This is a genomic window from Pseudomonas sp. S3_G06, from assembly GCF_054667565.1.
Genome location: NZ_CP162738.1, coordinates 802,807 through 813,835, shown reverse-complemented (window position 1 = coordinate 813,835; position 11,029 = coordinate 802,807). Strand labels below are relative to the sequence as shown.

The following is an 11,029-nucleotide window of genomic DNA, read 5'->3' as shown; positions in this document are numbered from 1 at the left end:
GGCGGGCCTATGGCTTGTCAGTTGCAGCACCTGGATCGGCGCACGGACAGCTTTGAGATTGTTCACAGGTACTCCATCCTAAGAGCGTTGATGACCTCCATGTCGGCGCAGCCTACTGCCACACCGTGACGAACACCGGTCGAAAGTTTGACGGTGGCTGCTCTAGTCCGCAGACGCAGCAATTTCCACACCACCCCAGACGACGAACGGTAAAAAAATCGATGCGCAGCGTGCTAGCGCGCACAAAAAAACCGACGCCTCAGGACGTCGGTTTTTAGTGATGCAGAGCCAATAGATCAATCAGGTCATCTGAATAATGGTCTGCATAATCGTGCTCTGAGTCGAAATGGTCTTGGCGTTCGCCTGATAGTTGCTCTGACCTTTGATCAGGTCAACCAGCTCGTTGGTCAGGTTAACGTTCGACTCTTCCAGCGAGTTGGACACCACCTCACCCAACGTACCAGTCTTCGGCGCATCGTAGCCCGGAATACCCGAAGCGAAAGTCTCTTTCCAGCTAGTGCCACCGACAGCCTGCAAGCCCTGTTCGTTGGTGAAGCTGGCCAGTGCAACCTGACCAATCGCCTTGCTCTGGTTGTTGCTGAAGTTGGCGAACAGCGTACCGGTGCCATCGATCGTCAGGTTGGTGATCTGGCCGGTGGCGTAACCATCCTGAGTCGGAATCGTGCGCGAGGTATCAGCGTTGTACTGCGTGGTCTTGGCCATCGAAATGGTCACGCCATTCGGGTTGGCCGAAGCGCCATTAGGCGTGAAATTACCATTGGTCACGGTGCCTGGCACCCAGTTGTTCAGGGTCAAATCACTGCTGATAATCGGATTGGTCGGGTCTGCCGGATTAGGCGTACTGACCTGAAGCAACTTGCCGGAACTGTCGAACGTCAGTGTTGAAGCCACTGGTGGAGTCTTGGTTGGATCGCTACCGGTAGCATCCGGGTTACGGCCGTCAACCAAGGTGTACACCTTCCAGACGTTATCACCGGTCTTCACTACATACTGATCCATAACATGCGCGTTGCCCTGCGTGTCATAGATCGGGGTGCTGAACGATTTGGTGTAAGTCTCAGGCTTGGACGGATCGAACACCACGGGGGTGGCGCCCGTGTCGATGATTTTAGTGGCGGACGAATTCAGGTTGATGCTCGAAGTCACCGCCGAAGTCGACTTCGGCGCCAGGTTCGAAGTATCGATCTTGAGGTCAGTCAACACACCGTTGATGATCTTGCCGTTGGCATCCACACCGTAACCTTGCAGACGCGAGGTGTAGTCGGTGTTGGTGATGTAACCGGCGTTGTCGACCTTGAACGTACCGGCACGGGTGTACGAGATCGAGCCGTTGTTGCTCATGGTGAAGAAGCCGGAACCGTTGATGCCCATGTCCAGCACGTTGCCAGTGTTGTTGATGTCACCTTGGGTGAACTGCTGGGAAACGTTGGCCAGGCGCACGCCGTTGCCGATCACTTTGCTGCCGCTGCCCAGACGAGTCGACGAATAGACGTCTTCGAATTCTGCGCGCGAGGATTTGAAACCGGCGGTGGCGACGTTGGCGATGTTGTTGCCGGTTACGTCGAGTTGTTTGTTGGCGGCATAGAGACCGCTAAGGCCGATGTTAAAAGACATGTTCCACTCCTTCGTGCCGGGTTAGTCGGCTCTATATACCAATGGTTTGTACTTTGGACAGGGCAACGGTGCCCTTGCCGGCCAGGTTGAGCATCAGCTCGCCACCGGTCTGGCTGATCGTCACGCTGTTGACGGTCGCCGGCAGGTAGGTCGCCAGGTCGGTCGCGGTGCCGTTGATCGGTGCGCTGGCCTTGAACGTGTAAGTGCCGACCGGAACCACGGTGCCGGCGGTGTCCTTGCCGTCCCAAGTGAAACTGGCATCGCCGGCAGCGCGGCTGCCCAGGTCGATGGTGCGCACGGTCTTGCCGTCCTTGTCGGTAATGGTCACGGTGCCTCCGGCAATCGACGACGGCACGCTGACAGAACCGGTCAGGCCTTTGCTCGGGTCATCGAGCTGCGCGGTGTTGGTCTGCACGATCACGTTGCGACCGACCAGCGACGAAGCCTGCAGCGCTTGCGACGAGTTGTAGTTGCCGGCAAGGCCGCTGACGGTGGAGTTCAGCGTGGTGATGCCTTCAAGGCTGCTGAACTGCGCCAGTTGCGCAACGAACGCGCTGTTGTCCTGCGGGTCGAGCGGGTTCTGGTTTTTCAGCTGGGTGACCAGCAATTGCAGGAAAGCATCCTTGCCCAGCGCCTGGCCGCCGGTGGCACTGTTGGTCGCCGAAGCGATGCCGCCCGACGTAGTGCTGCTGGCCTTCTTCGACGAGTTGGCCAGGATGTCGTTCATGCTCAGGCTGCTGGTGGTATCCGTAACGCTCATGGCAGTCGCCCCTTATTACTGACCGAGGGTCAGTACCTTCTGCATCATGGTTTTGGCGGTGTTCATCATTTCCGCGTTGGTCTGGAACGAGCGGCTCGCAGAAATCATGTCAGCCATTTCTTCCACCACGTTGACGTTCGGGTAGTAGACGTAGCCCTTGGCGTCGGCAGCCGGATGGTTCGGCTCGTAGCGCGCTTCAAGATTGCTCTGGTCTTCGACGACGCCGAGCACCTGCACGCCCTGCCCGGCCGCGTCCTGGTTCTGGAACAGCGAATTGCTGCCGCCGGCCTGGCCGCCCTGGAACATGGTGGCGAATACCGGATGGCGCGCGCGGTAGGTCTGGTCGATGCTCGACGAAACGGTTTCGGCGTTGGCGATGTTCGAAGCCACGGTGTTCAGGCGTGTGGTCTGCGCGCTCATGCCGCTGCCGGCAATGTTGAAAACGCTGGACAGGGACATGGATTATTCTCCGCGCAGGGCTGACACCAGCCCTTTGAATTTGCTGTTGAGCAAGGTGAAGCTGGCCTGGAAGCCGACGGCGTTTTCCGCGTAGTTGGACTGTTCCAGTTGAGCGTCGACGGTGTTCTGGTCGATCGAAGGCTGCATCGGCGTGCGATACATCAGCGACTCGTCGCCATTGCCCAGCCCTTCAGCCTCGATGTGCCGGCTGTTGGTCATGTTCAGGGCAAAGTGGCCGCCGGTCTTGGTCTTCTCGGTCTGTGCTTCGAGCACTTTGGAGAAATCCAGATCCCGCGCCTTGTAGTTCGGGGTGTCGGCGTTGGCGATGTTGTTGGCCAGCACTTCGGCACGCTGAGCGCGGAAGCCCAATGCCTTTTCGTGAATGCCCAGCGCTTTGTCGAAGCTGATGCTCATGTCGGGAACCTTCAGGTGACCGGTTTTTCGTATCTGAGCTTTAGCAAGCGCCGTGCCAAATGAACAAAGCCCCGTATTCCGGGGCTTTGCGCCTGACAGGCAAAGCGGCAATGCCAGAAAAGCGGCAACCGGTTACCGCCGGATGCCGCTTTTCTGCCGCTTGCCGTCCTTGCCAGGTCAGCGCAGATCCCTGTGGGAGCGAGCCTGCTCGCGAAGGCGGCGTGTCAGGCGCCAACTGTCTTACGGACAGACCGCTATCGCGAGCAGGCTCGCTCCCACAGGGGGTTTGTGGTGCTCGTGGAAAATAATTCGGGCATAAAAAAACGGGAAGCCTTTGCGGGCCTCCCGTTTTTTGTATCACTGCAAACCGCTTATTTCGCCTTGTAGATAATCCCCGGGCTGCACTGAACCATCTGGTAATGATCCGGCAATCCGTTCAGCGCTTCCGAAGCGCCAAGGAACAGGTACCCGCCCGGCTTCAACGTGCTGTGAATGCGCAACAGGATGTCCTTCTTCACTTCGGCAGAGAAGTAGATCAACACGTTGCGGCAGAACACGATGTCGAACTTGCCCAGCGCTGCGTAACTGTCGAGCAGGTTGAACGAGCGGAATTCCACCCGGCTCTTGATCGGCGCCTTGACCACCCAGCGCCCCGGCCCTTTCGGGTCGAAGTAGCGTTGCAGGCGTTCCGGCGACAGACCGCGACCGATCGCCAGGCTGTCGTACTCGCCGGTCTTGCAGTTGTTGAGCATCAGGCCCGACAGATCGGTGGCAACGATCTGCACACCCATCTTCAACTGACCCAGGTTGCTGCGCTCGAACTCGTCGATCGACATCGACAGCGAGTACGGTTCCTGTCCCGACGAGCAGGCCGCCGACCAGATCCGCAGACGCTGGTTGGGGCTGGCCTTGATCGCTTCCGGCAGTACCTTGTTCTTCAAGACTTCAAACGGATAGGTGTCGCGAAACCACAGGGTTTCGTTGGTCGTCATGGCATCGACCACCTGCTCGCGCAAACCGCTGCGCGGCTGGGTCTGGATGCGCTGTACCAGCTCACCCAGGGACTTGATGCCTTGCTGCTCCATCAGTTTGTTGAGACGGCTCGAGACCAGATACTGCTTGTTTTCACCGAGCAGAATGCCACAGGCTTTTTCCAGGAAGACCCGGAACTGTTCGAAATCCAAATTACCCGTAGACAATGATGCCGCCTCTTAAATCGTGTTGACCGCCAGGGACAGAAGGTCCCTAGCTGATATCTGCTGCTTTGATCCGGTCGACTACCCGGGATGCGAGGTCATCAGGACGGAATTTGGCCAGAAAGTCATCAGCACCGACTTTCTTCACCATCGCCTGATTGAATACCCCCGACAACGAAGTATGCAGGATGATATGGAGCTTTTGCATGCGCGCGTCGCCGCGGATTTCCGCCGTCAGGGTGTACCCGTCCATCTCCGGCATCTCGATGTCGGAAATCATCATCAGGAACTCTTCTTCCGGCTTCTTGCCCTCGTCGACCAGCTTGCGCAGGTAATCCAGCGCCTGCTTGCCGTCGTTCAGCGCCACCACTTCGACACCGATGGTCTGCAGACAACGCGTGACCTGCTTGCGCGCCACCGACGAGTCATCGACCGTCAGCACCCGCAGCGACAACGCCTTGGTCTGCGTCTCGACATCGACCACGCCCACCGAAATCGCTTCCGGCGTCGGCGCCACTTCGGCCAGCACCTTCTCGACGTCGATGATTTCGACCAACTGATTGTCGACCCGGGTTACAGCGGTCAGGTAGTGATCGCGACCGGTACCCTTGGGTGGCGGATGGATCTCTTCCCAGTTCATGTTGACGATGCGCTCCACCGAGCGGACCAGGAAACCCTGGGTCTTGGTGTTGTACTCCGTGATGATCACGAACGGACTGTTCTTGTCTTTCAACGCACCGGAGCCCGTTGCCATTGCCAGATCCAGGATCGGAATGGTCGCTCCCCGTATATTCGCTACCCCGCACACGACAGGACTGGATTTGGGCATCAACGTCAGCGACGGGCATTGCAACACTTCCCGTACCTTGAACACGTTGATCCCATAGAGCTGCGGCCCGTCGAGACGGAACAACAGCAGCTCGAGGCGATTCTGCCCTACCAGTTGCGTGCGCTGGTTCACCGAATCCATTACACCAGCCATGCCCAGACTCCTACACCAACGCCAAGTGTTGTTGCGACGCACATTCATTGCTAAACGGCACGGCGCTTGCTTTTTAACTCGTATGAACGCTCAAACGACATTTTCCCGACGCCTGACATCCTCCCTTCGCAAAGGGCTTTGCGCGGTGTCCGCCGTTTGCTGCTTGCTTGCTGGCAGTCCTGCCCATGCAGATGCGGTTACCTTGCCTGATATGCTTATCGGCGTGACTCAGGGCTTTCTTGAATTCACCGTAGAAGACTATTTGGCTTCCAGTCAAACCGAAGGCCGCTACGAAATCGAAGTCAACCAGCTCGACCCGCGCATGCGCATGCCCATGTGCGACAAGGAATTGACAGCCACACTGGAGAGCCCGGCACGCCCGCTGGGCCGCGTCACGGTGAAGGTTCGCTGCGAAGGCAGTTCGCCCTGGACGGTGTTCGTACCCGCTCAAGTCCGCCTGTTTCGCGAGATCGTGACGACCACCCGTCCGCTGAAACGCGCCGGCATTATCGAGCCGCAGGATGTGACCTTGCGCGAGCGCGACGTCAGCACGATCAACCAGGGTTTCCTGACTTCCGTCGACGAAGCGATCGGGCAGAAACTTACCCGACCAACGGTCGCCGATCAGGTCATCACCCTGGTGCATCTGGAACAGGCCGAAGTGGTGCGCAAGGGTGACCAGGTGGTGATCACTGCGCGCAGCGGCACCCTTGCCGTACGCATGCCGGGGGAAGCGCTCTCCAATGGCGGCATGAAAGAACAGATTCGCGTAAAAAACCTTAATTCTCAAAGAGTTATCAAGGCGCAGGTGATTGCGCCGGGACAGGTCGAAGTGGCCATGTAAAAGCCTCGTGGAGAAAACTGGCGCCGATCCCGTCGCTTCCCTAAACTGTGCCGCAGCAGGTCTCGCAACGGCGCATGCAAGCTTATGGTTGATTGGGCCTAAAGTTTTTCAGGGGATAGCCGAAAACATGGCAAGCGTCCAAATTCCCAGAGGTTTTTTATCATGGTTATCGATTTCAACCGATTGAACAGTTCCTCGTCACTAACCGGCAGCACACGTACCAGCAACGCCAAGGAAAGCGCTGAAAACAGCCCCTCCGCGCCGCTGAATACCCAGGCCGAACAGGCCAATGTCGCCAAAAGCGGGGAGTCGGTACACCTCAGCAATGAGGCTCAACAGTTGCAGAAGGTCACTGACAAGCTGCGCGATCAGCCTGCTGTCGACAAAGCCCGTGTGGCCGAGTTGAAAGCCGCGATTGCCGATGGCAGCTATAAAGTCGACAGCAACCGTGTAGCCAGCAAACTGCTCAACTTCGAAGCCCAGCGCTAGGCTTTTGCCGGCGCCAGGCTTTTGGACGCTTAAACCCCAAGGCCAGCTATGCACGACACTAACTTATTGCAACTGATCAACGACGACTTTGCTCCAGCGCAACAATTGCTGGAGTTATTGCAAACCGAATCCCTCGCTTTGCATGGTCGTGACATGCCGTTGCTGGAAGAAATTCTGGCGACCAAGCAAGCGTTGATCATTCTGCTCGAGCAGCATGGCCGCAAGCGCAGCGAAATCCTCGCCAGCCTCAACCTGCCGACCGATCGCACAGGTCTTGAGCAACTGGCCAGCCAGTCGAGCATTGGCGACCAGTTGCTGGCCCAGGGCGATGCCCTGACCGCGCTGATCGCCCAGTGCCAGGCTGCCAACGTCAAGAACGGCCAGTCGATCCAGATCCAGCAGGCGACCACCGCCAATCAGCTGAAGATCCTCACCGGCGGCGAGCCGCCAGCGCTGTATGACGCCAGCGGCACCTTTGCCAAACCGGTCAAGCCGCGAACGCTCAGCCAGGCATGAGCCATTCGCTGGCCCTGCACTATCCACTTGCGCAACATGCTGGCAAAATACTGGCCAGTCGTCTTATTTTGTCTGGAGATTGAAGAACCGTGTCCAACACCCTAAGCGCGGATGATGCTCCGCAGCCTCCAAAGGTGCTCACCACGCCACTGGAAATCTCCAGCAACCTGCGCCAGCTGCAAGACAGCCACGATCCGCTGATCATCACCTTCCATGAACGCAGCCAGCGCTTTCAGAGTTACCTGATCAAGGTCGACCGCGAAACCGCAACGATTGCGCTGGACGAAATGATCCCGCGCGATGGAGAGCGCTTCCTCCAGGCTGGCGAACCGTTCAAGGTCGAAGGCTTTCATGACGGCGTGCGCATCGCCTGGGAATGCAACGGCACTCTCAACATCGAAGAATCCGACGGCGACCGTTTCTACACCGGCGACCTGCCGAGCGAAGTGGTCTACCACCAGCGCCGCAATGCCTTCCGCGCTGCGCTGAAACTCACCGATCTGGTCAGCGTCGAACTGGGCGGCGAAAAGCTCAAGGCGCCTATCCACGGCAAGCTGTTGGACATTTCCGCGACCGGTTGCAAGTTCCGCTTCGAAGGCGACATCACTGATCGCCTGCAACTGGGCCAGGTCTACGATCGTCTGATCGCCCCGCCGCTGTTCGGCAATCAGCCAACGTCGGTCGAGCTGCGCTACCTGCACTTCGAAGAAAAACTCAACATCACCTTCGCCGGTCTGCGCTTCCACAACATCAGTGGCCAGGCTGCGCGCAACGTCGAGCGTTTTGTTTATCAGTTGCAGCGTGAAGCACGGCGTTTCGACAAAGACGATCTCTGAGTCACAGCGATCAAAAAAAGGGCAGTCCCTCACAGGGCTGCCCTTTTTTATGCGCCGATGTTTACCTTCGGTTCAGGGCCTGCCACCACTGATATCTGGCGCAGGCTTATCGTCATTGCCGCTGTCCAGTTCGGTTTCAACGACTGCTTCCGGCTGCGCTTCGGGCTCAGGCTCAGGATTGACCGGCGCCGGATCCTGCACCATCTGCTCCTGCACCACCTGCTCATCGACACGCGGGTCAAGCGCCGCCACCAGCGGCGAGCTCGACATGCTGTCCGGCATTGCCACGTGATGCAGCGGTGCGTCGTCGACCTGGTGCAGGTTGGTCACTGCTTTCGGACGAATCCGCCAGACCAGCACCAACGCGAAGAAACTGAAGAACGCATACAGGCTCTGGCTGCCGAGAAACTTCATCAGCACACCCGCCAGCAGCGGCCCGATGCTCGCGCCAACACCGTAAGTCACCAGCAACATGGCGGTCAGTGACACGCGGCGATCGCCTTCGACGTGGTCGTTGGAAAACGCCACCGCCAGCGGATACAGGCAGAACTGCACCAGCGAACAGAAGAAACCAACGACGAACAACACCTCCAGCGGCACCTGCGGCATGATCGCCAACGGCAACGCCGCCACGGCCAGAAACCCGGCAAAGCAGCGAATCAGCAGCGCGCGGTCATAACGGTCGGACAACCAGCCCAACGGCCACTGCACCAGCAGACCGGCAAAAATGCAGCTACCCATGAACAGACCGACCTGCTCGGTCGTCAGCCCCTGTTGCGAGGCATACAGCGGCGCCAGACCATAAAACGAACCGATGATCAAACCGGCGCCGAGCACTGTGCTCAGCGATTGCGGTACGCGTTTGATAAAGAAGCGCGGCTCCATCGGCGCCGGGTGCAGAGGCGCCGGGTGAATCCGTCGGGTCAACGTCACCGGCACCAGACACAGGGCAAAGCACAGCGCCACCAGCATCAGCAGTTCCAGCCCGAGGCCGGGGTGCATGACCAGAATCAGCTGACCCAGCACCAGGCCCAGATACGAGGCGATCATGTAACCGCTGAACACCAGTCCACGCTGATTGGCGTCGGCCTGCTCGTTGAGCCAGCTCTCGATGACCATGTACTGACACATCATGCCGAGACCGACGATCGTCCGCAGCACCAGCCACGCCGGCAGCCAGTCCACCAGCCCATGGCCGAGCACCGCCGCGCCGACGATCCCGGCACACGCCGAGTAGGCACGGATATGCCCGACCCGGGCAATCAGGCGATGGCCGATCTTGCCGCCCAGCACCAGACCGAAATAGTTGGCCGCCATCAGCGCACCGACCCACAGCCCGTCGACGTTGTCGGCAGCCAGACGCAAAGCCAGATAAGTAGAAAGAAGGCCTGAGCCGATCAACATCATCAGCGAGGCGAAATACAGCGCTCGAAAGGATTTCCAGATTTGGCGCATCGGCGTTCCGAGCGGCTCCTTGCAGTAAATACCGGGCGGTCAGAACGACAGCCCGGCAGCAGCGATACGTCAGGCCTGGGCGGCCAGCACACGGCGCTCCCAGGGAGTGATTTCATCAAAGAAGCTGGTCAACTCCATGGTCTTCGAAGCGATGTAGCCTTCGATGAACTCCGACCCGAACAGTTCCCTCGCCAACTGGCTACGTTTCAGACGCTCCAGCGCGGCGTGCAAGGTACACGGCAAGGCCAGATTATCCGGCACGGCGAACTCACCCTGGATTGCCGCGCTCGGCTCCAGTTCCTGTTCGATGCCGTGCAAACCCGCAGCCAGACTGGCGGCGATCGCCAGATAAGGGTTGGCGTCGGCGCCCGGCAAACGGTTTTCGACCCGACGTGCGACCGGCGAGCTGGCGGGAATACGCAAGCCGGCGGCGCGATTGTCATGGGACCAGCAGGCATTGTTCGGCGACGCGTACGGATGACACAGGCGCTGATAGGAATTCACGTTGGGCGCAAACAGTGCGGTGAAATCGGCGAGGCCTGCCTGTTGCCCGCCGATGAAGTGGCGGAACATCGCCGTCGGCTCGCCGTTCGAGTCGGTAAAGACATTCTTGCCGCTGCCGATTTCAACAATGCTCTGGTGAATATGCATCGAGCTGCCCGGCGTATGTGCCAGCGGCTTGGCCATGCACACCACGCTCAGGCCATGCTTGAGCGCGACTTCCTTGAGCAGGTGCTTGAACAGGAACGTCTGATCGGCCAGCAGCAGCGGGTCGCCGTGCAGCAGATTGATCTCGAACTGGCTGACGCCCATTTCATGCATGAAGGTGTCGCGTGGCAGGCCGAGCGCTGCCATGCACTTATACACTTCACTGAAGAATGGCCGCAGACCGTTGTTGGAACCGACGCTGAACGCCGACTGGCCATCTTCGCGACGGCCGTCGAGGCCGACCGGCGGACGGAACGGCTGAGTCGGATCGTTGTTCGGTGCGAAGACAAAAAATTCCAGCTCGGTCGCCACCACCGGCGCCAGACCGTGCGCGGCGTAACGGGCGATGACCGCTTTGAGCTGGCCACGGGTCGACAGACTTGAGCTCTCCCCGCTCAGTTCGTCGGCGTCGCAAATCGCCATGGCGCGCGGCTCGTCGCTCCAGGGCAAACGGTGAATCTGCGCAGGATCGGCGACCAGCGCCAGATCGCCGTCATCGCTGCCGTAGAACCGCGCCGGCGGATAGCCGCCCATGATGCATTGCAGCAGCACACCCCGCGCCAACTGCAAACGCCGCCCTTCGAGAAAACCCTCGGCGGTCATCACCTTGCCCCGTGGCACACCGTTCAGATCCGGGGTGACACATTCAATCTCATCAATGCCGGTCAATCGCTGCGCGAGTGAACCCTGGCCATCGGTTGTCATGACGCAATCCTTGTTGTTGTGCGAGCCGCG

At 59.1% G+C, this 11,029-nt stretch carries 12 protein-coding genes; 4 read left to right on the top strand and 8 right to left on the bottom strand.

Translation table 11 applies throughout. The features are described from left to right. Positions 1-300 precede the first annotated feature (300 nt). From flgE to AB4N47_RS03675, 6 genes are all read right to left on the bottom strand, one after another. On the bottom strand, positions 301-1,635 hold the full coding sequence (gene flgE / locus AB4N47_RS03700) for a flagellar hook protein FlgE (protein ID WP_341638993.1): 1,335 nt from the start codon (positions 1,633-1,635) through the stop codon (positions 301-303). 31 nt (positions 1,636-1,666) lie between these two features. After that, positions 1,667-2,395: a flagellar hook assembly protein FlgD gene (gene flgD, locus AB4N47_RS03695; protein WP_341638992.1), complete on the bottom strand. Its 729-nt coding sequence runs from the start codon at positions 2,393-2,395 to the stop codon at positions 1,667-1,669. A 15-nt stretch (positions 2,396-2,410) separates the two neighbouring features. Continuing rightward, positions 2,411-2,854, bottom strand: a complete 444-nt coding sequence (gene flgC / locus AB4N47_RS03690; protein ID WP_016773614.1) for a flagellar basal body rod protein FlgC — start codon at positions 2,852-2,854, stop codon at positions 2,411-2,413. Between the two features lie 3 nt (positions 2,855-2,857). Next, positions 2,858-3,268, bottom strand: a complete 411-nt coding sequence (flgB, locus tag AB4N47_RS03685; RefSeq protein ID WP_016773613.1) for a flagellar basal body rod protein FlgB — start codon at positions 3,266-3,268, stop codon at positions 2,858-2,860. Between the two features lie 371 nt (positions 3,269-3,639). After that, entirely contained in the window at positions 3,640-4,467 is an 828-nt protein-coding gene (gene cheR, locus AB4N47_RS03680; RefSeq protein WP_016773612.1) for a protein-glutamate O-methyltransferase CheR, read from the bottom strand. A 46-nt stretch (positions 4,468-4,513) separates the two neighbouring features. After that, complete coding sequence (locus AB4N47_RS03675) at positions 4,514-5,446, bottom strand: chemotaxis protein CheV (protein ID WP_016773611.1); 933 nt, start codon at positions 5,444-5,446, stop codon at positions 4,514-4,516. Positions 5,447-5,528: 82 nt separating this feature from the next. Here AB4N47_RS03675 and flgA point away from each other — a divergent pair, with 82 nt between their 5' ends. The 4 genes from flgA (at position 5,529) to AB4N47_RS03655 (ending at position 8,131) form a co-directional block, all read left to right on the top strand. After that, the gene (gene flgA, locus AB4N47_RS03670) at positions 5,529-6,290 is read left to right on the top strand and encodes a flagellar basal body P-ring formation chaperone FlgA (protein ID WP_073472167.1); all 762 of its coding nucleotides are present in this window, start codon (positions 5,529-5,531) and stop codon (positions 6,288-6,290) included. A 162-nt stretch (positions 6,291-6,452) separates the two neighbouring features. After that, positions 6,453-6,779, top strand: a complete 327-nt coding sequence (gene flgM, locus AB4N47_RS03665; RefSeq protein ID WP_016773609.1) for a flagellar biosynthesis anti-sigma factor FlgM — start codon at positions 6,453-6,455, stop codon at positions 6,777-6,779. A 48-nt stretch (positions 6,780-6,827) separates the two neighbouring features. Continuing rightward, positions 6,828-7,295 (top strand): flagella synthesis protein FlgN, encoded by a 468-nt coding sequence (locus tag AB4N47_RS03660; protein WP_039757859.1) that lies wholly within the window; start codon positions 6,828-6,830, stop codon positions 7,293-7,295. 89 nt (positions 7,296-7,384) lie between these two features. Beyond that, positions 7,385-8,131 (top strand): flagellar brake protein, encoded by a 747-nt coding sequence (locus tag AB4N47_RS03655; protein WP_137213935.1) that lies wholly within the window; start codon positions 7,385-7,387, stop codon positions 8,129-8,131. 72 nt (positions 8,132-8,203) lie between these two features. Here the strand turns inward: AB4N47_RS03655 and AB4N47_RS03650 are convergent, their stop codons facing one another. Next, positions 8,204-9,586, bottom strand: a complete 1,383-nt coding sequence (locus tag AB4N47_RS03650) for an MFS transporter (protein ID WP_341638991.1) — start codon at positions 9,584-9,586, stop codon at positions 8,204-8,206. A 69-nt stretch (positions 9,587-9,655) separates the two neighbouring features. Beyond that, positions 9,656-10,897, bottom strand: a complete 1,242-nt coding sequence (locus AB4N47_RS03645) for a glutamine synthetase family protein (RefSeq protein WP_341639016.1) — start codon at positions 10,895-10,897, stop codon at positions 9,656-9,658. Between the last annotated feature and the right edge of the window lie 132 nt (positions 10,898-11,029).

Coding starts and splice junctions, on each gene's coding strand:
- AB4N47_RS03660 (WP_039757859.1), top strand. CDS start 6,828: ATGCACGACACTAACTTATTGCAACTGATCAACGACGACTTTGCTCCA.
- flgM (WP_016773609.1), top strand. CDS start 6,453: ATGGTTATCGATTTCAACCGATTGAACAGTTCCTCGTCACTAACCGGC.
- AB4N47_RS03675 (WP_016773611.1), bottom strand. CDS start 5,446: ATGGCTGGTGTAATGGATTCGGTGAACCAGCGCACGCAACTGGTAGGG.
- AB4N47_RS03645 (WP_341639016.1), bottom strand. CDS start 10,897: ATGACCGCCGAGGGTTTTCTCGAAGGGCGGCGTTTGCAGTTGGCGCGG.
- flgB (WP_016773613.1), bottom strand. CDS start 3,268: ATGAGCATCAGCTTCGACAAAGCGCTGGGCATTCACGAAAAGGCATTG.
- flgA (WP_073472167.1), top strand. CDS start 5,529: ATGAACGCTCAAACGACATTTTCCCGACGCCTGACATCCTCCCTTCGC.
- AB4N47_RS03650 (WP_341638991.1), bottom strand. CDS start 9,586: ATGCGCCAAATCTGGAAATCCTTTCGAGCGCTGTATTTCGCCTCGCTG.
- flgE (WP_341638993.1), bottom strand. CDS start 1,635: ATGTCTTTTAACATCGGCCTTAGCGGTCTCTATGCCGCCAACAAACAA.
- flgC (WP_016773614.1), bottom strand. CDS start 2,854: ATGTCCCTGTCCAGCGTTTTCAACATTGCCGGCAGCGGCATGAGCGCG.
- flgD (WP_341638992.1), bottom strand. CDS start 2,395: ATGAGCGTTACGGATACCACCAGCAGCCTGAGCATGAACGACATCCTG.